Here is a 22,486-nt window from a genome sequence, read left to right as displayed (position 1 = left end):
GTTTCCGGTATGGAAACGAATTCGGAGAACGGTGGCACGCTCGCCGACGTCGAGGCGGCCGGGGCCGCCGGGCGGCGCGCCGCGCTGCCGTGGTGGCTGATCGCGCTCGAAGTCCTCGTGGTCGCGGGCGTGTGGTCGATGCTCTACGGCGGCGAACAGACCTGGCGGAACATCGGGCTCACCGTGGCCGTCTTCGCCGTGCCGGCCGCGGTCCTGGTCGTGGTCGCGAAGCGGCGCGGGCGGGCCGGCGAACTCGCGTCGGGGTCCCGTGCCTCCGTCGTCCACTGGTCCGGCTTCTTCGGCGCGATGATCGCCGGGATGATCTCCACGAAGTACCTCGAGGCGGGGCGGCCGCTGACCTACGCCGCGGTCTTCCTCATCGTGGTGGTCCTGTACGGCGGTTGCCGGGTGGCGGCGGAGCGGATCGCGCTCCGGCGACCGTCGTGAGCGCGGCCGAGAACGAGGCGCCCGCGTTCGACGACCTCATCCATCCGCGGCAGCGGCTCATGATCTGCGCCGCGCTGGCGCAGACGCAGGAGCTGCGCTTCGACCTCCTGGCGAAGGCGCTGGAGATGAGCGCGCCCACGCTGAGCAAGCACCTGGCGAAGCTGGAGGAGGCGCAGTACGTCGCCTTCCGTCGCGACGCCGCCGACTCGCGGCGGCAGTGGGTCGCGCTCACGCCCGCCGGTACGTCGGCCTTCGCGCGACACGTCGCCGCGCTCCGCGAGCTCACGACCTGAGCCGGGGCGCGATGCGGATCTCCGCACGCGACAGGAATCTCCGCTCGCTCTGGGGACCCGCACGGCGCACCCGTCGAACCTGGGTCGACCTGGGGGGATCTCGGAATTCTCGCCGAACTATTTACCGGGTCGCGATGTCCTGCTAAATTCCGAAGTGATAGCGATCACAAGGAGGACTCTCATGGCGGACATTGTGGGGCGCGTGAGCCGGCGCGAGCTGGACCAGGGCTACCGCGACGTGCTGGAAGACCTGTCGGAGGGCTCGGTGCATCGCCGATTCGACCCGTTCCTCGACATCGCGTGGGACGCGCCCGAGCTCGCGCTCGACCCGAACGACCCCCGCTGGGTCCTGCCGCCGACGCTCGACTCGCTCGGCGCGACGCAGTGGTATCGCGATCTGCCCCTGGAGAAGCGGATCGAGATCGGCAAGTGGCGGCTGGCGAACACCATCAAGGTGGGCGCCGCCTTCGAATCCATCCTGATCCGCGGGATGATGCAGTACATCATGAAGCTCCCGAACCGGTCTCCGGAGTTCCGCTACTCGCTCCACGAGATGACCGAGGAGTGCAACCACATCCAGATGTTCCAGGAGCTGGTCAACCGCATCGACGTCGACGTGCCCGGCATGCGGAAGTGGTTCCGGCGTGCCTCGCCGATGATCGGCGTGCTCGGCGGCTACGCCCACGTGATCCTGTTCATGGGCATCCTCGGCGGCGAGGAGCCGATCGACCACTACCAGAAGGCGATCATGCGCCACGGGGGACAGGTCCCGCCGCTGGTGCTGCGCACCATGGAGATCCACGTGGCCGAGGAGGCTCGCCACATCTCCTTCGCGCACGAGTTCCTGCACGCCCACCTCCAGGACATGACGAAGCGGCAGAAGCGGCTCTGCGCGTTCGCCTTCCCGCTCGCGATGCGCTGGCTGGTGGGGGAGATCTTCACCCCGCCGAAGGAGTTCTTCGAGCGGTTCGACGTGCCGCGGGAGGTCAAGCGGGAGGCCTTCTGGCGCGGCCCGACGGCGCGCGCCCTTCTCAACGACTACTTCGCCGAGATGCGCGCCCTCGCCGACGACCTGGGCCTCATGACCCCGGTGGGCAGGCTCATGTGGCGTCTGCTCAGGATCGACGGGCACAAGGCGCGGTACCGCGGCGAGCCCACCCGACCCGCGCAGCTCGCCGCCTGAGCGCGACCCGGCGGCCGCGGCATCCCGCGCGGGCCGCGGCGTCCGGGTGACCCGCGGCGTCCGGGGCACTCGAGGTGCGGGCCGCGCGCCGGTGGGGCGGTGCGGCGGATGCGCGCGGGCGTAGGATCGCCGAGTATGGCGACCGCGCACGACGAGCCCGAGAGCGGCTACGAGCTGCGCTGGCGCGCCCACAACTCCCAGCGTCGCGAGCTCATCCTGCGCGCGGCCGCCGAGCTCGTCGAGGAGTCCGAGCCGGGTGCCGCGATCCCGGTGCGCCGCATCGCCGAACGCGCCGGACTCGTGAAGTCGGTGGTCTACCGCCAGTTCAAGAGCAAGGACGACTTGGCGCGGGGCCTCCGGGGCTACGTGGTCGATCAGTTCGCCGCGGAGCTCGAGGCCGATCTCGACGTCTCCACCGGCTCGCTGCGCGAGATCCTGCGGCGCTCGATCGCCAGCGCCGCCGCCTGGATGGAGGACAATCCGCGGCTCGTCGACCTGCTGCGCGCCGGCCCCACCGACGCCGCGAGCGGGCCCGACGACGTGCCCGTGGCGCCCGACGCGATCGGCGAACTCCGGCACCGCGTGGTGGCGCGCGCCGAGCAGACGATCGACGGTCTCGCGGCACTCACCGGGCTCGACCCGTCCGCCTTCGACGGCGTGCCCTTCGTGGTGTTCACCATGGTCGAGGGCACGCTCACCAGCTGGGTGCGCGGCGAGGCCGCCGTCCGGGGGCGCTCGCGCGCGGAGGTGGTCGAGTCGCTCACGGACGTCACGTGGTTCGTGCTCGACGGTGCCGCGCGCACCCTCGGGGTGCGCGTCGATCCGGACGCGGAGCTGACGCCCTTCCTCGAGGGGCTGGTGTCCGACGGGGCCACGCCCGCAGCGACTTCCGGGCGCGGGTGACGACGCGGTAGGGACGCACACCCGGAAGCAAACACAGGTACATCCGGGCTCCGGCACATCGGTCTGGCACGATTATCCCGAATGTGGTTCATCTCACCGGCCGCGTCGACTAGCTTTTCGAATCGACGCTTCCGGTCGGTAGCGGGGATAGGAGCGGCGCGTGGCGGGCAGAACCAGTCGAACGCGTAGGAGCCGGGCGGCCCGGTTCGGCGCGGTCGGAGTGACCACGACGATGGCCGCCACCCTGTTGGCGGGGTGCGGGACCGACTCGAGCGGCATCACCATCAGTGTGTACGTGGGTGCCGACAGTGCACCCACCGTGGCGCGGGCCGCGGAGAAGTGCTCGACCGACGAGTACAAGGTGGTCGGATACTCGCTGCCGAAATCGGCCGACGACGCCCGCCTGCAGCTGGCGCGGCGCGTGACCGGCGGTGACAAGACCCTGGACGTCCTGGGGCTCGACGTGACGTGGACCGCCGAGTTCGCGCAGGCGGGCTGGGCGGTGAAGGTGCCCTCGGACCTCGCCGAACGCACGAAGAAGCGCGTGCTCGCGGGTCCGCTGAAGACCGGCATGTTCGACGGCGAGATGTACGCCATCCCGGCGTGGACCAACACGCAGCTGCTCTGGTACCGCAAGGACGTCCTCGCCAAGATCACCGGCAAGCCCGTCAACTCGCCGCCGAAGCTGACGTGGAGCCAGATGCTCGAGCTGTCGGCGAAGTCCGGCGCGCAGGGCGGGCCCACGCAGATCGGCGTGACCGCCGCCCAGTACGAGGGCCTCACGGTGTGGTTCAACTCGCTCCTCGCGAGCGAGGGCGGCAGGATCGTCGACGAGACCGGCAAGCAGGTCGTGCTCGGCGAGGGCAAGAACCGCGAGGCCGCGGTGAAGGCGCTGCAGACCATGAAGTCGGTCGCGACGGCCCCCGGCCGTGATCCCAGTTTCACGCAGACGATGGAGACGGAGATCCGGCTCGGCATGGAGCGCGGCGACGCGCTGTTCGAGGTGAACTGGCCGTTCGTCCTGTCGGCCATTCAGCAGAACTCGGCCGCCGGCTCGGTGCCCTTCCTGCCGGAGATGACGAAGTTCGCGGCCGACGTGAAGAAGCCGACGAACGACCAGCTCAAGAAGATGAACGAGGTCATCCGCAAGAAGTTCGATTTCGCGCCGTTCCCGCAGGTCGCGCCGGGCGTGCCGGCCCGCCCGACGATGGGCGGCGGCAACTACGCGGTCTCGCCCACGTCGGTCCACCAGGAGCAGGCGTGGAAGGCGATCGAGTGCCTGACCAACGAGGAGTCGGAGAAGGCGTACGGCCTCGACGCGGGCACGCCGCCCGTCCTCCCGTCGCTCTACGACGACCCGGAGTACCTGGCCGTCTACCCGATGGCGAAGCTCATTCGGGACCAGTTGCAGGAGAACACCTCCTCGGTACGCCCGGTGACGCCGGTGTACCAGGCGATGTCCACGCTGCTGCAGGCGAAGCTGAGCCCGGTCGGCTCGTGGGATCCGAACACGCTCGTCGACGAGTTGGTCACCGCCGCCACGAAGGCGATCGATCAGAAGGGGCTGGTCCCGTGACGACTGCGACGACGAACGGGGGCACCGCGCCCGCGCCCGCGGAGGAGAAGGCGGCGCTGTCCCAAGGGCAGCGCGAGGAACGCAAGCTGGGCCTGATGCTCATCGCGCCGGCGGCGTTGGTGATGTTGTTGGTGACGGCGTATCCGATCGTGTACGCGTTCTGGTTGAGTTTGCATAAGTCGTCGTTGGCGGCGCCGGGGCAGGATGAGTTCATCGGGCTGGGTAATTACGGCACGGTGTTGCAGGATTCGTATTGGTGGCAGGCGTTGGGGGTGACGTCGTTCATCACTGTCGTCTCGGTGGTGATCGAGTTCGTGTTGGGTTTGGCGATCGCGTTGGTGATGCATCGGACGATCGTCGGCCGGGGCTTGGTGCGGACGGTGGTGCTGATCCCGTACGGCATCGTGACGGTGGCGGCGTCGTTCTCGTGGTTCTATGCGTGGACGCCGGGGACGGGGTATCTGGCGAATTTGTTGCCGGACGGCAGCGCGCCGTTGACGGAGCAGATCCCGTCGTTGTTCATCATCGTCTTGGCCGAGGTGTGGAAGACGACGCCGTTCATGGCGTTGCTGTTGTTGTCGGGTTTGGCGTTGGTGCCGGATGATCTGCTCAAGGCGGCGGCGATGGATGGTGCGGGCCCGTGGACCCGGTTGACGAGGATCATCATTCCGTTGATGAAGCCGGCGATCTTGGTGGCGTTGTTGTTCCGCACGCTGGATGCGTTCCGGATCTTCGACAACATTTACGTGTTGACGAAGGGTGCGAATGGGACGGGGTCGGTGTCGATCCTCGGTTACGACAATCTGTTCAAGGCGTTCAACCTGGGTGTGGGGTCGGCGATTTCGGTGCTGATTTTCATCTGTGTGGCGATCATCGCTTTCATCTTCGTCAAGGCGTTCGGGACCGCGGTGCCGGGCTCGGATCAGGACCAGAGGTAGGGGCGCGGTCATGGCTACGAGTACTGCGGGGCGCAAGGTCGCCTGGAGTGTGATCGACCTGTTGGTCGTGTGTTACGCGCTGATCCCGGTGTTGTGGATCGTGTCGCTGTCGCTGAAGTCGCCGGCGACGGTGACGGACGGGAATTTCGTCCCGAAGAGTGTGACGATGGACAATTACACGTCGATCTTCGAGGGCAGCGGCTTCGTGCGCCCGTTGATCAATTCGATCGGGGTGGCGTTGATCTCGACGGTGATCGCGGTGATCATCGGGATGTTCGCCGCGTACGCGGTGGCGCGGTTGAGTTTTCCGGGGAAGAAGTTGTTCATCGGCGCGGCGCTGCTGATCGCGATGTTCCCGCAGATTTCGCTGATCACGCCGTTGTTCAACATCGAGCGGGCGGTGGGGTTGTTCGATACCTGGCCGGGTCTGATCCTGCCGAACGTGACGTTCGCGTTGCCGTTGTGCGTGTACACGTTGTCGGCGTTCTTCCGGGAGATCCCGTGGGAGCTGGAGAAGGCGGCCAAGATGGATGGTGCGACGCCGGCGCAGGCGTTTCGTCAGGTGATCGCGCCGTTGGCGGTGCCGGGTGTGGTGACCGCCGCGATCCTGGTGTTCATCGCGGCGTGGAACGACCTGCTGTTCGGTGTGTCGCTGACGGCGACGGAGCGGTCGATCACCGCGCCGGTCGCGATCGTGAACTTCACCGGTAGCTCGCAGTTCGAGGAGCCGACCGGGTCCATCGCCGCTGCGGCGGTCATCATCACCATTCCGATCATCATTTTCGTCCTGATCTTCCAACGACGGATCGTCGCCGGACTGACCTCCGGTGCGGTCAAGGGCTGACGCCGGAAAGTACAAGGGGAGCTAACACCATGGCCGACATCGTCCTGGACCACGTCAAGAAGACCTACCCCGACGGCTCGACCGCCGTCAGTGACATCAATCTGGAGATCGCCGACGGCGAGTTCGTGATCTTGGTGGGCCCGTCGGGGTGCGGTAAGTCCACCACGCTGAACATGATCGCCGGGTTGGAGGACATCTCCGCCGGTGAGCTGCGGATCGGTGGTGAGCGGGTCAACGAACGCGCCCCGAAGGACCGCGACATCGCGATGGTCTTCCAGTCGTATGCGCTGTATCCGCATATGACGGTGCGGGAGAACATCGCCTTCCCGCTCAAGCTGGCGAAGCTCGGCAAGGACGAGATCACCGCGAAGGTCGAGGACGCCGCCCGCACGCTGGACCTGACGCAGCACCTCGACCGCCGCCCGAGCCAGCTGTCGGGCGGCCAGCGTCAGCGTGTGGCGATGGGCCGGGCGATCGTCCGCAGCCCCAAGGCGTTCCTCATGGACGAGCCGCTGTCGAACCTGGACGCGAAGCTGCGGGTGCAGATGCGCACCGAGGTCTCCCGGCTGCAGAAACGCCTGGGCACCACCATGGTGTACGTGACGCACGATCAGACCGAGGCCATGACCCTCGGCGACCGCGTGGTGGTGCTCAAAAGCGGTGATGTGCAGCAGATCGGCGCCCCGCAGGAACTCTACGACCGCCCGAACAACCTGTTCGTCGCCGGTTTCATCGGCTCGCCGGCGATGAACTTCGTGCCCGGCCGCCTCACCTCCGTCGGTATCGACACCGCGCTCGGTGAGATCCTGCTGCTCGACGCGCCGCAGCTCGCCGACAAGGCCGCCGCCGCGGGCAACAAAACCGGTGACGTGGTCGTCGGTATCCGCCCCGAACACTTCGAGGACGCCCGCCTGCTCGACCCCAACCAGCGTGTCGGCGGCCTGACCTTCCGCGCCCGCGTCGATGTCCTCGAATCGATGGGCTCGGACAAGTACGTCCACTTCGCCGTCCCCGCCGACGACGCCCGCACCGACGTCCTCGGCGACCTCAACGCCGGACAACAACTGCCGCCGCCCGCCGGCGTCGACGAAATCGTCGCCCGCCTGTCCGCCGACTCGGGCGCCGCCCGCGGCGCCGAAGTCGACCTGTACTACGACCCCACCAAGATCGCCGTCTTCGACGCCGCGACCGGTCGCAACCTGGCCCTGTAGGCCCGCCGTGCGGGTGCTCGCGGTCAGCGACGAGGAGGTCCCGGGGCTCGCCCTCGCCTCGTCGACGCTGCGGCCCGACCTGATCCTCGGGGCGGGCGACCTGAACGGCGCGTACCTCGAATCGCTCGTCGACCGCTACGGCGTGCCCTGCGTCTTCGTGCCCGGCAACCACGATCCGGACCACTCCGGGTACCGGCGCACCCGCGGCGGATTCGTGCGCGGCGGCGTGCCGTGCGAGCCGCCCGGCCCCCGCGGCGGGATCAACGCCGACGGCCGAGTGGTCACCGTCGGGGGCCTCACGGTGGCCGGCCTGGGCGGATCGATCCGGTACAACGGGGGCCCGAACCAGTGGACGCAGGCGCAGGCGGCCCGGCGGACGTGGCGGGTGCGGCTCGCGGCGCGGCGGCGTACCGTCGACGTGGTGCTGGCGCACTCACCCGCGCAGGGCGTGGGGGACGGCGAGGACGGGCCGCACCGCGGCCTCGCCGCGCTCGGACGCCTGGTCGCGCGGCTCCGCCCCCAGGTGTTCGTGCACGGGCACGTGCACCCGTTCGGGCGGCCCGGTCCGGACCACGAGATCGACGGTGTGCCCGTGCTCAACACCGTCGGGTACACCTATTTCGAGATCACCCCCGGCAGCCCGGGGGACTACCGCGTGAGGGAGCGGCGACGTGGCGCGTGACACCGGATTCCCCGACGAGGACGCCCGCACCGACTTCGAACGTTCGCGGCGGCGCGCCAACATCGCACGCCTCGCGTCGTGGGTGCGCGGCCAGCCCGGCGACGTCAACGAGGTGCTGCCGTACGACGAGGTCGTCTCCGCGCTGGGTTTCGTCTCGGAACGGCCGCTGGGGCTCCAGGTGGTGCCCGTCGCGCGGATCGTCGGCAGCGTCGACCGCACCCGCGACTTCGACCGCTACTTCCGGCCCCGCTCGCCCGCGCTGCGCGCCCGATGGCAGCGGCTGGCCGCGGCCCAGCGCCGCGGCGAGGCCATGCCGCCGGTCGAGCTGAAGAAAGTGGGCGACATGTACTTCGTCGTCGACGGCCACCACCGCGTGTCCATCGCCTTCGCCCGCGGCTTCAGCACCATCGACGCCGACGTCACCGAGGTGGTCACCCGCATCGGCTCCGGCGGCATCGCGGTCCGCTCGGACCTGCTGCTCAAGGACCACCGCCGGCTGTTCCTCGAGCGGGTGCCGCTGGAGGGCGCCGCGCGGGAGCGGATCCGGTTCACCAACGCCTGGGACTACTCGGTGCTCGCGGAATCGGTGGAGGCCTGGGGCTTCCGGCTGATCCAGGAGGCGGGGGAGTACCTCTCCCGCGACGTGGTCGCGCGCCGCTGGTACGAGGAGGAGTTCGCGCCCGTGATCGAGATGGCACGGGCCGCCGGGATCATGCAGTCCTCCACCGACGCCGAGGTCTACCTGTTCGTGGCGTGCGAGCGCTACCGGCTGGTCCGCAAGCACGTCTGGACGCCGGAGATCATCCACGAGGTCTCCGCGCAGAACCCGGGCTGGCAGCCCGGCAGGTTCTTCTAGGCGGCGACCGTCCTCGCGCGCGGGACCGGTGGCGCGTCGTGCGTCACCGGCCCCGCCTCGCTGTGCGCCGGACGGCTCAGCGCATCCAGACGGTCGTCGCCCCCGGCAGCCGGTCGCCGTCGAACGGTGTACTGGCGAGAAGGATCTCGCCGTCGGGCAGTTCGACGGGCTCGGAACCGAAGTTCGTGTACGACCGCCAGCCACCGGGCCGCTCGAAGGCGAGCACCGAGGCGGACGGGTGCGGGATCCAGGTCAGGGTCTCCGCGCTCTGCAGGTCGCCGCGCAGCGCCAGCGCCCGCCGGTACAGGTTCAGGGTGGACGCCGGGTCCCCGTCCTCGACCGAGACCGCGTAGTCGGCGAACCACGCGGGCTGCGGAAGGTGCGCACCGTCGGACCCGAAACCGTACGAGGAGCCGGTGGCGGCCCAGGGGAGGGGGACGCGGCAGCCGTCGCGGCCGACCTCCTTGCCCTCGGTTCGGAAGAACGTCGGGTCCTGACGGGACTCGGCGGGCACGTCGCCCACCTCGTGCAGGCCGAGTTCCTCGCCCTGGTAGACGTAGGTGGAGCCGGGAAGCGCGAAGAGCAGCATCGTTGCGGCGCGGGCGCGTCGCTCTCCCAGCTCGGTGTCCACCTCGTCGTGCGATCCGCCGGCGAGCGTCCACGCCGCGGCGTGGTGGCCGAGACCGGCCGGCAGGCCGTAGCGCGTCGCGTGCCGGGTCACGTCGTGGTTCGAGAGCACCCACGTACTCGACGAGCCGGTCTCGGCGGAGCGGCTGAGATTCTCGTCGATGACGTCCTTGAACTCGTGGGCATCGAACTCCGACACCAGGAGGTCGAAGTTGAAGGCCTGGCCGAGCCCGTCGGGGCTGGCGTAGGCGGGCAGTCGGGACTTGTGCACCCAGGCCTCTGCCACCGCGGTGCGCGGCGGGTCGTACTCGTCGAAGACGGCGCGCCAGGCGCGGTAGATCTCGTGGACCTCGTCGCGGTCCGAGAACGGATGGTCCGGGTGGACCGTGAGTTCGCCGTTGCCGATCTCGTGCCACGCGGCGAACGGTTCGCTCATGTCCTTGCGCAGGTAGTGGGCGACGTCGATGCGGAAGCCGTCGACTCCGCGGTCGGACCAGAACCGCAGCGTCCGCTCGAAGTCCGCGCGGACGTCGTCGCGCTCCCAGTTCAGGTCGGGCTGCTCGGGCGCGAACATGTGCAGATACCACTGCCCGGGACTGCCGTCGGGCTCCGTCACGCGGTCCCAGGCAGGACCGCCGAAGTTGGACTGCCAATCGTTGGGCGGCTCGTCACCGTTCTCGCCCCTGCCCTCGAAGAAGTGGTAGCGGTCCCGCTCGTCGGAGCCGCGCCCCGCGGCCAGCGCCGCCTGGAACCACTCGTGCTGGTCGGAGGTGTGGTTGGGGACGATGTCGACGATCAGCTTGATGCCGGCCTCGTGCAGCGCCGCGCTCATCGCGTCGAAGTCGTCCAGCGTGCCCAGGCGCGGGTCGACGTCGCGGTAGTCGGCCACGTCGTAGCCGCCGTCGGCGAGCTCGGAGGGGTAGAACGGGCTGAGCCACACCGCATCGATGCCGAGATCACGCAGGTACGGCACGCGCGAGGTGATGCCGGGCAGGTCGCCGATCCCGTCGCCGTTGGAATCGGCGAAGCTGCGCGGGTAGATCTGGTACACCACCGCCTGGCGCCACCAGTCGGCCGTTCCGAGGTCCTTGAGAACCACAACACTCCCTTCGAAGGCTTCTCCCGCCGACCGATCGTCGACGCGCGTCGATGACGTCCCACGAGCGTAGCGGATCCGTAGGATCGGACGCGGTGTTTCGCCGTCCGACCGACGGCGGCGAGGGGAGGTGCAGCTGTGGCGACCATGGCCGACGTCGCGCGCCTCGCGGGCGTCTCACGCAGCACCGTCTCCTACGTGCTGAGCGGCGCCCGCCCGATCTCCGCGGAAACCCGCGAACGGGTCCTCGCCGCCATGGAGGCGCTCGACTACGCGCCCAACGTGCTGGCCCGGGCGCTCGCCGGCACACGCACCGGCCTGCTCGGGCTGCTGCTGACGACGGAGGCGCTCGGCCAGGGGGTGGACACCGCGGGCTACGTCACCGCCGCCGCGGACGAGGCCCGCGCCCTCGGTTCGCACCTGATGCTGCTCCCGGGACCCGCCGACGACGCGGACCCGGTGCGGGAGACCGTCCGCCAGGGGCTCGTGGACGGCTTCGCGGTGATGGAGGTCTACACCGCGGACGCGCGCGTCGACTACCTCCGTGCGGCGGGCGTTCCGTTCGTCCTGGTCGGCCGGACCGACGACGTCGAGGGAACGGCGTTCTGCGACGCGGACTTCGACGCCGCCGCGGAGGAGGCGGTCGCGCACCTCACGGGGAAGGGGCACCGCGAGCTCGCCGTCCTCACCGGGCCGGCGGTGGACCGCGCCCGCGCTCCGGGGTTCGCCGTGCGCTCATCGGCCGCCGTGGCCGCGGCGGTCCGCAGGCACGGCGCCCGCGCCCGCGTCGTCCCCACGGCGGCCACCTTCGCCGGTGGTTGGGACGCCTACGCGGGCATCGCCGCCGGTCCCGCGACGGCCGTGCTCCTCTGCAACGAGCCCGCCGGGCTGGGCATGATCTCGGCCGCCGCCGCGGCCGGAGTCCGTATTCCGCAGGAACTCTCGGTGGTCACCGTGTTCGCGGGGACCGAGACCGGGGAGCTGACCCGCCCCCGGCTGACCAGCATCGGCCCCGACCACACGGCCATGGCGCGCCGCGCGATCAGGTTCCTCCTGCGCCGGGTGGCGGGCGAGCCCGCGGCCGAACTGCAGAGCCTCAGCGAGCCGGTCCTGCTCGACCGCGGCAGCACCGCGGCTCCGCGGCCGACGCTTCCGGGCGCCGGCCTTCGATAGACTCGGCGCTCGTGACTTCCGTCGTCGACGCCGTCCGGTCCCACCTCGCCGAGCACTACGCGGGACGCGGCTTCGCGCCGCCCGCCTCGGCGTCGGTCACGTTCCTCGGCCTCGAACCCATGACGATCCAGCGCTGGGTCGGTGAGCAGCTCGTCGCGTTCGCGAGCGTCGGCTGCAGCCGCCATGCGATGACGGACCCCAACGCGCTGGTCACCGGCGAGGACGGACCGCGCGCGGAGGTCGTGCTGGAGCTGCGCCCCGCGACCTCCGGACCGGGTGCGGCGCTCGACGGGGTGCACCGCTCGCTCGCCGTTCTCGCCGCCACGCCCGCCGTCGAAGGGCTGGTCCTCGCCCCCGATGCGCTCGTCGATCTGAGCGCCCCGCTGTGGGCCGGGGCGCCATTCACCGCGGTACTGCTGCGGGATTCCGCGGTGCCGGACCTCGAGCGGGCCGACGGAGAACCGGTGCGGTTCCTGCGCGCCGACCCGATCACCGCGAACGAGGCGGCGTGGATACGGCTCAAGGGCGCGGCGGCGCTGCGCGAGGCGTGGGCGGAGGCGGGCATCGACCCCGCGGACCCGGGACGGCCCGCCGCCCACGAGGTCTAGTTCACGATGTCGACACCTGCGGGCGTCCGCGTGCGTGAGGGCACGTCCACAGCCGCAGAAACCGACATCGTGAGCGTCACAACCACTTGATCCTGCGGAACACCACGAACAGGCCGAGACAGGCCACGAGCATGATCGCCAGCACGATGAAGTAGCCGTACTGCCAGTGCAGTTCCGGCATGTTGTCGAAGTTCATGCCGTAGATGCCGGCGATCATCGTGGGCACGGCGACCAGGCCGATGATCGCGGACATCTTGCGCATGTCCTCGTTCTGCTGCATTCCGATCTTCGCGACGGCCGCGTCGATGAGCGAGCTCAACACGTCGTTGTAGGTCTCCACGTGATCGGCGACCATCGCCTGGTGGTCGAGGACGTCGGAGAAGTAGCGCTGGATCTCCTGCGGGATGATGTCGCCGAAGTCGCACGTCAGCCGCTTGAGCGCGTGCGAGAGCGGGTGGATGCCGCGGCGCAGCTCCACGATGTCGCGCTTGAGCTGGTAGATCTCGTCCACCTGGGTCCGCGCGCCCGCCCGGAAGACGTCCTCCTCGACCCGGTCGATGTCGTCCTCGAGCAGGTCCGAGACGGCGACGTACGAGTCGACCACGTGGTCGGCGACGGCGTGCATGACCGCCGACGGCCCGAGCTTGAGCAGCTCGGGATTGGCCTCCAGGTTGCGGCGCACGCGGCGCAGGCTGCCGTGGTCGCCGTGCCGGACGGTGATCACGTGGTCCGGGCCGACGAGGACCATCACCTCACCGGTCTCGACGATGCGGGCCATCGGATCCGTGCGGTCGTGCCCCACGTAGTTCACGGTCTTGAGGATGAGGAACAGCGTGTCGTCGAACCGGTCGACCTTGGGGCGCGTGTGCGTGACCAGCGTGTCCTCGACGGTCAGCGGGTGCAGCCCGAACACGCGGGCCACCTCGTCCATCTGGTGCTGGTCCGGATCGAGCAGACCCACCCAGACGTAGCCCTCGCCGCGGCGCCGGACCTCCTCGATCGCCTCGACGTAACTGAACCGGCCGGGGAGACGCACCCCGTCGACGTAGACGCCGCAATCGACGACGGCGCGCGCCACGGGCACGGGGACGCGCGGCACGTCCGCCTCGCGGACCTCGCGGCGGCCGGCGCCGGGCCGGGGCATGGACGGCAGGGAGGGCATGGTCGAGATAGTAGACCGGCCCAGGCGGCCCGGCCGCGGCGGCGGCGGGTAGAAAGTAGGCGTGAGAACTCGCACGCCCCGCCTCGCCGCCGCGGCCCTCGCCGCGCTGGTGCTCGCGGGCTGCTCCGACCCCGGAGACCAGGCGGACCTGGGCGCGCGCACCGCGCCCGGCACCGTCACCGTCGGGTCGGCCGGGAGCGCCGCCTCGAAGATCGAGGCCCTGATCTACGCCGGCGCCCTGCGGATGGCGGGGACGCCGGTCGAGACCCGGCTCGGCCTCGGCCCGGGGGAGGACGCCGCCGTGGCCGCCGTCGAGCGGGGCGACCTCACCGTCGCGCCCGCGCTGACCGGCGCCCTGTGGGACCGGTACCGGCCCGGCGCTCCGCAGCCCACGAAGGCGAAGGAGGAGGAGTCCGAGAACCCGCGGGCGCAGTGGGACGCGCAGTTCGTGGCCCTGAGCGCCGTCCTGCCCGAGGGACTCGGCCTGGGTGATCCGACGCTGGCGCTCGACCAGCCGATGCTGTTCGCGCCCAAGGAGGCCCCGTCCGCGACGTTACGCGGATGCGAGGGTCTGTCCGGCGCGGTCGCGGTGCCGGCCGGGTCGCCGTCGGACCTGCGGGCCCGCTACGGCTGCCCGACGGGTCCGGTGGTCCCGGTTGCCGACGAGGCGGCGGCCGCGCGCGCCGTCCGCGAGGGCCGCGCGGCGCTCGCGCAACTCGGCACGCTCTCGTCCGCGGCGAAGGACTTCGCCCAGGTGGCCGATCCCGACGGTGTCGTGCCGTCGCGGGCCGTGGTGCCGCTGGTGCGGCGCGACGGACTGACGGTGGCGCAGACGAAGCGGCTGTCCGCGATCGCCGGCGAACTCACCACCGCCGACCTCGCGGAGATGGTCGCGCAGGTCGAGTCGGGTGAGCGCACGCCCGAGCAGGCGGCCAGCGACTGGGCCGCCGAGCACACGCTGAACTGACGATACGGCGAGGGCGGGTACCGGAACCGGTACCCGCCCTCGCCGAATCGGGGGAGCGCTACTTCAGGCGCTTGTTGAGCTGCTGGTCGATGAGCGCGTTGACGCGCTCGTAGGCGGAGCCGCCGAGACGCACGAGCACGTCGATGATCTTCGCGTCGGCGCCGATGAGGACGCGGCCGCGCTTGCGCTTGACGCCGTTCAGGATGGTGCGCGCGGCGTCGTCGGCCTCCGTGCGGGCGAGGTACTTGTCGAAGAGGGCCGCGGTGTGCGCGGTGTCGACGTTCTCGGCGCCGGTGGCGTTGCGCGCGATCGCGGTCTTGATGCCGCCGGGGTGCACGCAGGTCACGCCGACGTTGTGGTCGCTGGAGAGCATCTCGATGCGCAGCGCCTCCGTGAAACCGCGGACGCCGAACTTGGCGGCGTTGTAGGCGCTCTGGCCGCCCACGGACAGCAGGCCGAACAGCGAGCTGGTGTTGACGATGTGCGCGTCGCCCGAGGCGATGAGGTGCGGCAGGAAGGCCTTGGTGCCGTTGACCACGCCCCAGAAGTCGATGTCCATGACCCGGTCGTAGTCCTTGAACGACGTGGTCTCGACCGGCTCGTGGTGCGCGATGCCGGCGTTGTTGAACAGCAGGTTGACGGTGCCGTAGTGCTCGACCACCTCGTCCGCGTAGGCCAGCAGCTGCTCGCGCTCGCCCACGTTGACGACCTTCGTGTGCACCTCGGCGCCGCGGGCGCGGGCCAGCTCGGCGGTCTGCTCGAGCCCGGTGGGGTCGTAATCGCAGAGCGAGAGCTTCGCGCCCTCGTCGGCGAGCTGGAGGGCCAGCTCGCGGCCCATGCCGGAGGCGGCCCCGGTGATGACGGCGACCTTGCCGCGGAAAATCTTCATGCTGTTGTTCATCCCTCACACTGGTCGTGGCCGGGCGGCTGTGCTGCGCCGCTGCTCGGCGTTCTTACTCGACAGTAGGGTCGGTACGGGAGGTCTGTCAACGACCTATTGAGTATGATTCAGTAGGTGACCAGAAAGTCCGTCGCCGCAGCGGTGGGGCGCAAGCGCACCCGGCTCAGCCCCCAGGCCCGGCGCCAGCAGTTCATCGACCTGGGCCTGCTCAGTCTGAAGCACCAGGCGCTCGAGCAGGTGTCCATCGAGGACATCGCGAGCCAGGCGGGCGTCTCCGCAGGCCTGTTGTTCCACTACTTCGACTCCAAGCTCGACTTCCAGGTCGCGCTCGTGGAGGAGCAGGCGCGGATCGTCGGGGAGGTCGCCACCCCCGATCGCGACCCCGAGGACATCACCGACGTGATGCCGATCCTCACCGCGACGCTCGGTACGTACGTCGACCACATCATGGAGAACCGGCAGTCCCTGCTGCCGATGCTCGCCGGCGTCAGCTGGTCCGAGCCGCGGATCCGGACGGCCGTGAAGTCCGTCCGCGAGCAGATCGTCGACCAGTTCGTGAACCAGGCCGAGAACATCGGCATCGAGCGTTCGCCCCGGTTCGTGCTCGCCGTGCACGGCTGGATCGCCGTGGTCGAGGAGACGCTGGTGCAGTGGCTCGACGAGAACGCCGGCTTCGCCGCGATGAGCCGCGACGAGGTCGTCGACCACCTCGCCACCATGTTCGTGGGGATGGCCGGGGCGGTGGGGCTGGATCTGGCGCCCGTGGAGGCCTGACGGTGCTGGGTGTGCTGGGTGTGCTGGGCCGAGCTGGGTGTGTCGGGCCGGGTCGGGTGGCGGCACCGCCGCTCGCTTAGACCTCGCTCCCTCGCCTAGCGGCTCGCTCGCTCCGATGCGCTCGACGGCGGTGCCGCCACCCGTCCCTCGTTCAATGCCGTCCGGTCCGGTGGGCATTCATGCCCGCTGGTGTCGACATGGACGACCAGAGCCGCCCTTCCTGAGAGGGAGGGCGGCTCTGGCGTGGCTCGGAGGATCTAGAGGGTGAAGGCCTCGTCGATGATCTGGGCCTGCTCCACGGCGTGCACCTTGGACGAACCCGAGCACGGGGCGGACATGGCGCGGCGCGAGACCCGCTTGATGCCCACCAGGCGGCCGTCGAGCTCCGGCAGCGCCAGGCCGAAGAACGGCCACGCGCCCTGGTTGGCCGGCTCCTCCTGGACCCAGCGCACGTCGGTCGCGTTGGGGTACAGGTCGAGCGTGGCGGGCAGGCGCCGCGACGGGAGCGGGTAGAGCTGCTCCATGCGGACGATCGCGACGTCGTCGCGGCCGTCCTTCTTCCGGCGCGCCTCCAGCTCGTAGTAGAGCTTGCCGGAGACCAGCAGCAGGGTCGTGACCTTGCTGCGGTCGCCGCCCTCCACCTCGAACGCCGGATCGTCGATGACCGAGCGGAACTTGCCCGAGGTGAAGTCCTCGACGGGGTTCACGGCGGCCTTGTTGCGCAGCATCGACTTCGGCGTCGCGACCACCATCGGGCGACGCACGCCGTCGAGGGCGTGGCGGCGCAGCAGATGGAAGTACGAGGCCGGCGTCGACGGCATGGCGACGGTCATCGAGCCCTCCGCGCACAACTGCAGGAAACGCTCGATACGGGCCGACGTGTGGTCGGGGCCCTGGCCCTCGTGACCGTGCGGGAGCAGCAGCGTCACGCCCGAGGTCTGGCCCCACTTGGCCTCGCCCGAGCTGATGAACTCGTCGATGATCGACTGCGCGCCGTTGACGAAGTCGCCGAACTGCGCCTCCCAGCACACCAGCGCCGACTCGTCGGCCACGGAGTAGCCGTACTCGAAGCCCAGGCCCGCGTACTCGGTGAGCGCCGAGTCGTAGACCATGAACTTGCCGGGTGACGGCGAGCCGTCGGGGCCGAGGTGGTCGAGCGGGGTGTACTCGGTGCCCGACTGGCGGTCGATGAGCACCGCGTGCCGCTGCGTGAACGTGCCGCGGCGGCTGTCCTGGCCGGCCAGGCGGACCGTGCGGCCCTCCTCCAGCAGGGTGCCGAAGGCGAGCAGCTCGCCGAAGGCCCAGTCGATGCCGCCCTCGCGCGACATCTCGAAGCGGCGCTTGACCACCGGTGCCACGCGCGGGTGCACGGTGAAGCCCTCGGGGACGTTGGCGTAGGCGTCGCCCACGCGCTGGATCTGCTCCAGCGGCACCGCGGTCACGAGCGAGCTCGGCAGCGGCTGGTCGGCGATGATCGACGGGGCGGGCTCGGCCTGGAACTTCTCCAGCTCCTTGACCTCGTTGAAGACCCGCTCCAGCTGGCCCTGGTAGTCGCGCAGCGCGTCCTCGGCCTCCTTGGTCGAGATGTCGCCACGACCGATGAGGGCCTCGGTGTAGGACTTGCGGACGCCGCGCTTGGTGTCGATCACGTCGTACATGCCGGGCTGGGTCATCGACGGGTCGTCGCCCTCGTTGTGGCCGCGGCGGCGGTAGCAGACGAGGTCGATCACGACGTCCTTGTGGAAACGCTCGCGGAAGTCGACGGCGAGCTTGGCGACCCACACGCAGGCCTCGGGATCGTCGCCGTTGACGTGGAAGATCGGCGCACCGATCATCTTCGCCACGTCGGTGCAGTACTGCGAGCTGCGCGAGTTCTCCGGCGACGTGGTGAAGCCCACCTGGTTGTTCACCACGATGTGGACGGTGCCGCCGTTGGAGAAGCCGTCGAGGTTCGCCATGTTCAGCGTCTCGGCCACCACGCCCTGGCCCGCGAAGGCCGCGTCGCCGTGCAGCATGAGCGGCATGACCGGGTGCACGCCGTCGGGCGCGTTCAGCATGTCCTGCTTGGCGTGCACGATGCCCTCGAGCACGGGATCGACGGCCTCGAGGTGCGAGGGGTTCGCGACCAGCGAGACGGTGATCTCGTTCTCGCCGAACATCTGGTAGTACTTGCCCTCGGCGCCGAGGTGGTACTTCACGTCGCCCGAGCCGTGCGCCTGGGCCGGGTTCAGGTTGCCCTCGAACTCGGTGAAGATCTTGCTGTACGGCTTGCCGACGATGTTCGCCAGCACGTTCAGGCGGCCGCGGTGCGGCATGCCGATGACGACCTCGTCGAGCTGGTGCTCGGCGGCCTGGTCCAGCACGGCGTCCATCATCGGGATGACGGACTCCGCGCCCTCGAGCGAGAAGCGCTTCTGGCCGACGTACTTGGTCTGCAGGAAGGTCTCGAAGGCCTCGGCCGCGTTGAGCTTGCTGAGGATGTACTTCTGCTCGGCGACGGTGGGCTTGATGTCCTTCGTCTCCACGCGCTCCTGCAGCCACTTCTGCTGCTCGGGCTCGAGGATGTGCGTGTACTCGATGCCCACGTGGCGGCAGTAGGCGTCGCGCAGGACCGAGAGCACCTTGCGCAGCTTGAGCCGCTCGGCCCCGTGGAAACCGCCGACGTTGAACGTGCGGTCCAGGTCCCACAGCGTGAGCTCGTAGGTGAGCACGTTCAGGTCGGGGTGCGACTCGAGGCTCTCGTTGTTGTAGCGCAGCGGGTCGACGTCGGCCATGAGGTGCCCGCGCGCCCGGTACGCCGCGATGAGCTCGAGGACGCGCGCGTCCTTGTCGATGCCGTGGGCGGGGATGTCCTGCCGCCAGCGGATCGGCTCGTAGGGCACGTGCATCGTGCGGAAGATGTCGTCCCAGAAGTCGTCGCTCAGCGTGAGCTCGTGGACGTACCGCAGGAAGTCGCCGGATTCGGCGCCCTGGATGATGCGGTGATCGTAGGTCGAGGTCAGGGTGGTGAGCTTGCCGACCGCCAGCTCGGCGATCTTCTCGTCGCTCGCGCCCTGGAACTCGGCGGGGTACTCCATGGCGCCGACGCCGATGATCGCGCCCTGGCCGACCATGAGGCGGGGCACCGAGTGCACGGTGCCGATACCGCCGGGGTTGGTCAGCGAGATCGTGACGCCGGCGAAGTCCTCGGCGCCCAGCTTGCCCTGGCGGGCGCGGCGCACGATGTCCTCGTAGGCGGCCACGAACTGGCCGAAGTCCATGGTCTCGGCTTCCTTGACGCCCGCGACCACGAGGCTGCGGCTGCCGTTCTTGCCGACCAGGTCGATGGCGATGCCCAGGTTCACGTGCGGCGGGGTCACCGCGTTCGGCTTGCCGTCGATCTCGGCGTAGTGCCGGTTCATGTTGGGGAAGGCCTTGACGCCCTGCACCAGGGCGTAACCCAGGATGTGGGTGAAGCTGATCTTGCCGCCGCGGGTGCGCGCGAGGTGGTTGTTGATGACCACGCGGTTGTCGAACATCACCTTGACCGGCATCGAGCGCACCGACGTCGCGGTCGGCACCTCGCGGCTCGCGTTCATGTTCTTCACCACGGCGTTGGCGGCGCCGCGGAGCACGGTGCGCTCCTCCTCGTCCGGGAACGAGGCGGGCGCCGGGGCCTTCGGCGCGGGGGCGGGCTTCGCGGGCGACGACGGTGCCGGAGTCACCGGGGCGGACGGCGCGGGGGTCAGCGTGGTGTCGGCCGTCTTGGGGGCCTTTGCCGCCGGTGCAGCGGCGGGCTGCGCCGGTGCCGGAGCGGCGGGCGCCGCGGCGGGAGCGGCCGCGGGGGCCGCGCCGTTGCCGGCCGCGTTGCCACCCTCTGCAACTCCCGGGGTGTACTTCGAGAGGAATTCGTGCCAGCTCGGGTCGACCGAATTAGGGTCGGCCTTGAACCGCTCGTACATCTCCTCGACCAGCCACTCGTTTTGGCCGAAATCCGATACAGAACTGCTGCTCACGGCAGGTCCTCGCCTCGATTCATCATCGTCGTATCAAGCGCGCGCCACCCTGGATCGCAGAGGGCGCAGGTCCGCGCGGTCCAGGGTAGTCCACCACGGAAAACATGTGTCGGTTACTCCCGTTCCGCGGTCGCGGTCACTCCGCGCCGGGTCCGGGCAGTCCGGTCGCCGGGCCGTCGGTCGCCGACCCCTCGACCACCCGCAGGTGGGCGGTGGGCCAGGTGGCCGGGACGGGGCCGAAGGCCGCGCGGGCGTTCTTGATCACGCCCTTGCCCAGGACCCGGTTGCCGCCCGCGCCCACCACGGCGCCGATCCCCGCCGGCAGGAGCTTGCCCAGGATCAGGGGCGACTTCTTCGCCAGGAACCGGCGGCTGAACATCTTCATCAGCTGCTTGTTCAGGTTGCCGACGCCCGGGATCTGGGTGGGGTTCTTCTTCAGGTTCATCAGCGACGCGTTCTTGGCGCCCACCGTCGCCCGCAGGGCGCCGAGCCCGGCCTCGCCCAGCACCGCCGTGAGGACCAGGGCCTTGCGCAGCTCACGATCCTCGGGCGAGATGCCGTAGACCTCGGCGACGGCCAGGGCGTACAGGGCCGAGGCCTCCATGAACACCACGGTCTCCGCGCCGACCGTGCCGATCGCCGCCAGCGTGCCGACGCCGGGGACGGCCGCGGTGGCGCCCGCGGCGCCGCCCGTCCCGGTCACGGTGAGCAGGTAGCGCTTCTCCAGGCGCGCGATGATCTGCTCCGGCGTCTCGTCGGGATGATCGGCGCGCAGGCTCGCGACGTACTTGGCGACGGCCGGGGCCTGCAGGCGCGCGGCGCGGTCGATGACGGAGCCCAGGACGCCGCCCCCGTCGTGCCGCACGGCGGGGAGGTCGGGCTGATCGGGCTGGATGCGAGCGGGCTTGTTCGCCATGGTGTCCTCCGTGGTGTGCGATCCCGTCGGGACCGTCCACCCCTTGTTACCACCGATCGGCGACGGAAATTCCCCGTCGGTGACGGGGCACACGCCGGCCCCAAGTAGCGTCCGGGCCATGCCGAGCATCGACGAGCAGCCGTACACCCTGGTCATCCCCACGCGCTGGAAGGACAACGACGTCTACGGGCACGTCAACAACGTCGTCTACTACAGCTTCTTCGACACGGTGATCAACACCTTCCTGATCCGCGAGGGCGGCCTCGACATCCACGCCGGGGACACCATCGGCCTCTGTGTGGAATCTCACTGCCGGTACGACGCCCCGCTGGCCTTCCCCGAGCCGGTCACCGCCGGGTTGGCGGTCACGAAGCTCGGCCGGTCCAGCGTGACCTATGCCGTCACCCTGTTCGGGGCCGACGGTGCCGCCGCCGCGGAGGGGTGGTTCGTGCACGTCTTCGTCGATCGGGAGACCCGTCGTCCGGCCGGCGTGCCGGACGGGATCCGCACCGCACTGGAGCGGCTTCTCGTCGGTGGCTCGCAGTAGTCTGCGAGGCATGGCCTTCCTCACCCCGCTGGAGCCCGTCACGCTGACGGGGCACCTCGTCACGCTCGTGCCCCTGGCGCACGACCAGCACGACGGCCTGCGCGAGGCGCTCGACGACGGGCAGCTGTGGGACCGCTGGTACACGTCCGTGCCGGCACCGTCGGGCCTGCGCGCCGAGATCGACCGCCGGCTGCAACTGCAGGAGCAGGGCGCGATGATCCCGTTCACCGCGATCGACGCCGCGGGCCGGGTGCTCGGCATGACCACCTACTACGACATCGACCCCGCGGTCCCGCGGATGGAGATCGGTTACACCTGGAACCGGGCATCGGCGCACGGCACCGGCACCAACGCCGAGTCCAAGCTGCTCTTGCTGCAGCACGCCTTCGACGTGCTCGGCTGCGAGTGCATCGGCCTGCGCACCCAGTGGATCAACACCCAGTCGCGCGAGGCCATCGCTCGCCTCGGCGCGAAGCAGGACGGGGTGCTGCGCAGCTACAAGCGGCACCGCAACGGCGCGCTGCAGGACGCGGTCCTGTTCTCCATCCTCCGGCACGAGTGGCCCACCGTGGAGGCGCATCTGCGGCACCGCCTGCGCCACCGGCACGAGGCCTACCGCGCCGTCCCGGAGTAGGGAGGCCGCCCTGCCCCGCCCCCAGGCCGCCGCGCACGGGCTGTGGCGCCCCGGCCTCGGGCTCGCGCTCTGGTTCACCGACGAGCTCGGCGAGCCCACCGCAGAGCCCGAGGCCGCGGCCCTGCCCGCGCCCGTCGCCGAGGTACTCGGCGA

Annotated in this window: 21 protein-coding genes; 16 read left to right on the top strand and 5 right to left on the bottom strand. The window is 70.1% G+C overall.

Annotated elements, in window-relative coordinates; all coding sequences use genetic code 11:
- The first annotated feature begins 9 nt into the window (after window positions 1-9).
- From ELY19_RS01415 to ELY19_RS01370, 10 genes are all read left to right on the top strand, one after another.
- On the top strand, window positions 10-447 hold the full coding sequence (locus tag ELY19_RS01415) for a hypothetical protein (RefSeq protein WP_126194606.1): 438 nt from the start codon (window positions 10-12) through the stop codon (window positions 445-447).
- Entirely contained in the window at window positions 444-740 is a 297-nt protein-coding gene (locus ELY19_RS01410) for a transcriptional regulator (protein ID WP_197715962.1), read from the top strand. The genes ELY19_RS01415 and ELY19_RS01410 overlap by 4 nt, the downstream gene beginning before the upstream one ends.
- A 181-nt stretch (window positions 741-921) precedes the next feature.
- Complete coding sequence (locus ELY19_RS01405; RefSeq protein WP_126194605.1) at window positions 922-1,923, top strand: AurF N-oxygenase family protein; 1,002 nt, start codon at window positions 922-924, stop codon at window positions 1,921-1,923.
- A gap of 135 nt (window positions 1,924-2,058) precedes the next feature.
- Window positions 2,059-2,826 (top strand): TetR/AcrR family transcriptional regulator, encoded by a 768-nt coding sequence (locus ELY19_RS01400; RefSeq protein ID WP_126194604.1) that lies wholly within the window; start codon window positions 2,059-2,061, stop codon window positions 2,824-2,826.
- Window positions 2,827-3,046: 220 nt separating this feature from the next.
- Window positions 3,047-4,402 (top strand): extracellular solute-binding protein, encoded by a 1,356-nt coding sequence (locus ELY19_RS01395; protein WP_227967112.1) that lies wholly within the window; start codon window positions 3,047-3,049, stop codon window positions 4,400-4,402.
- Complete coding sequence (locus ELY19_RS01390) at window positions 4,399-5,340, top strand: carbohydrate ABC transporter permease (RefSeq protein WP_269462562.1); 942 nt, start codon at window positions 4,399-4,401, stop codon at window positions 5,338-5,340. The genes ELY19_RS01395 and ELY19_RS01390 overlap by 4 nt, the downstream gene beginning before the upstream one ends.
- 10 nt (window positions 5,341-5,350) lie before the next feature.
- The gene (locus ELY19_RS01385) at window positions 5,351-6,184 is read left to right on the top strand and encodes a carbohydrate ABC transporter permease (protein ID WP_126198634.1); all 834 of its coding nucleotides are present in this window, start codon (window positions 5,351-5,353) and stop codon (window positions 6,182-6,184) included.
- A gap of 29 nt (window positions 6,185-6,213) precedes the next feature.
- Window positions 6,214-7,395 carry an ABC transporter ATP-binding protein gene (locus ELY19_RS01380; protein ID WP_126194603.1) on the top strand — a complete coding sequence of 394 codons (1,182 nt, stop codon included), beginning with the start codon at window positions 6,214-6,216 and terminating at the stop codon, window positions 7,393-7,395.
- Window positions 7,396-7,402: 7 nt separating this feature from the next.
- Complete coding sequence (locus tag ELY19_RS01375) at window positions 7,403-8,077, top strand: metallophosphoesterase family protein (RefSeq protein WP_126194602.1); 675 nt, start codon at window positions 7,403-7,405, stop codon at window positions 8,075-8,077.
- Window positions 8,067-8,933: a chromosome partitioning protein ParB gene (locus tag ELY19_RS01370; RefSeq protein ID WP_126194601.1), complete on the top strand. Its 867-nt coding sequence runs from the start codon at window positions 8,067-8,069 to the stop codon at window positions 8,931-8,933. The genes ELY19_RS01375 and ELY19_RS01370 overlap by 11 nt, the downstream gene beginning before the upstream one ends.
- Window positions 8,934-9,009: 76 nt before the next feature.
- Here ELY19_RS01370 and ELY19_RS01365 read toward each other — a convergent pair whose 3' ends face one another.
- Window positions 9,010-10,659: a glycoside hydrolase family 13 protein gene (locus tag ELY19_RS01365; RefSeq protein WP_126194600.1), complete on the bottom strand. Its 1,650-nt coding sequence runs from the start codon at window positions 10,657-10,659 to the stop codon at window positions 9,010-9,012.
- 144 nt (window positions 10,660-10,803) lie between these two features.
- Here ELY19_RS01365 and ELY19_RS01360 point away from each other — a divergent pair, with 144 nt between their 5' ends.
- The gene (locus tag ELY19_RS01360) at window positions 10,804-11,829 is read left to right on the top strand and encodes a LacI family DNA-binding transcriptional regulator (protein ID WP_227967257.1); all 1,026 of its coding nucleotides are present in this window, start codon (window positions 10,804-10,806) and stop codon (window positions 11,827-11,829) included.
- Window positions 11,830-11,840: 11 nt separating this feature from the next.
- Window positions 11,841-12,437 (top strand): suppressor of fused domain protein, encoded by a 597-nt coding sequence (locus tag ELY19_RS01355; RefSeq protein WP_126194598.1) that lies wholly within the window; start codon window positions 11,841-11,843, stop codon window positions 12,435-12,437.
- Between the two features lie 76 nt (window positions 12,438-12,513).
- On the opposite strand, the gene corA is transcribed toward ELY19_RS01355, so the two are convergent.
- Entirely contained in the window at window positions 12,514-13,599 is a 1,086-nt protein-coding gene (gene corA / locus ELY19_RS01350; protein WP_126194597.1) for a magnesium/cobalt transporter CorA, read from the bottom strand.
- 61 nt (window positions 13,600-13,660) lie between these two features.
- Here corA and ELY19_RS01345 point away from each other — a divergent pair, with 61 nt between their 5' ends.
- Window positions 13,661-14,566, top strand: a complete 906-nt coding sequence (locus ELY19_RS01345; protein WP_126194596.1) for a glycine betaine ABC transporter substrate-binding protein — start codon at window positions 13,661-13,663, stop codon at window positions 14,564-14,566.
- A 58-nt stretch (window positions 14,567-14,624) separates the two neighbouring features.
- Here ELY19_RS01345 and ELY19_RS01340 read toward each other — a convergent pair whose 3' ends face one another.
- The gene (locus ELY19_RS01340; protein WP_126194595.1) at window positions 14,625-15,455 is read right to left on the bottom strand and encodes an SDR family NAD(P)-dependent oxidoreductase; all 831 of its coding nucleotides are present in this window, start codon (window positions 15,453-15,455) and stop codon (window positions 14,625-14,627) included.
- Window positions 15,456-15,581: 126 nt separating this feature from the next.
- On the opposite strand from ELY19_RS01340, the gene ELY19_RS01335 reads away from it, so the two are divergent.
- Window positions 15,582-16,241: a TetR/AcrR family transcriptional regulator gene (locus tag ELY19_RS01335; protein WP_126194594.1), complete on the top strand. Its 660-nt coding sequence runs from the start codon at window positions 15,582-15,584 to the stop codon at window positions 16,239-16,241.
- A 257-nt stretch (window positions 16,242-16,498) separates the two neighbouring features.
- Here ELY19_RS01335 and ELY19_RS01330 read toward each other — a convergent pair whose 3' ends face one another.
- Window positions 16,499-20,236, bottom strand: coding sequence for a multifunctional oxoglutarate decarboxylase/oxoglutarate dehydrogenase thiamine pyrophosphate-binding subunit/dihydrolipoyllysine-residue succinyltransferase subunit (locus tag ELY19_RS01330; RefSeq protein WP_126194593.1), 3,738 nt, complete (start codon window positions 20,234-20,236; stop codon window positions 16,499-16,501).
- A gap of 136 nt (window positions 20,237-20,372) precedes the next feature.
- The gene (locus ELY19_RS01325) at window positions 20,373-21,152 is read right to left on the bottom strand and encodes a hypothetical protein (RefSeq protein WP_197715961.1); all 780 of its coding nucleotides are present in this window, start codon (window positions 21,150-21,152) and stop codon (window positions 20,373-20,375) included.
- A gap of 118 nt (window positions 21,153-21,270) precedes the next feature.
- Here ELY19_RS01325 and ELY19_RS01320 point away from each other — a divergent pair, with 118 nt between their 5' ends.
- Window positions 21,271-21,699, top strand: a complete 429-nt coding sequence (locus ELY19_RS01320) for an acyl-CoA thioesterase (protein ID WP_126194592.1) — start codon at window positions 21,271-21,273, stop codon at window positions 21,697-21,699.
- A gap of 10 nt (window positions 21,700-21,709) precedes the next feature.
- Complete coding sequence (locus tag ELY19_RS01315) at window positions 21,710-22,333, top strand: GNAT family N-acetyltransferase (RefSeq protein ID WP_126194591.1); 624 nt, start codon at window positions 21,710-21,712, stop codon at window positions 22,331-22,333.
- Window positions 22,334-22,486: the final 153 nt, after the last annotated feature.

Origin of the sequence: Tsukamurella paurometabola (assembly GCF_900631615.1) — a bacterium.
Classification (GTDB): domain Bacteria; phylum Actinomycetota; class Actinomycetes; order Mycobacteriales; family Mycobacteriaceae; genus Tsukamurella; species Tsukamurella paurometabola_A.
This window is presented reverse-complemented; position numbering and strand designations above follow the sequence as displayed.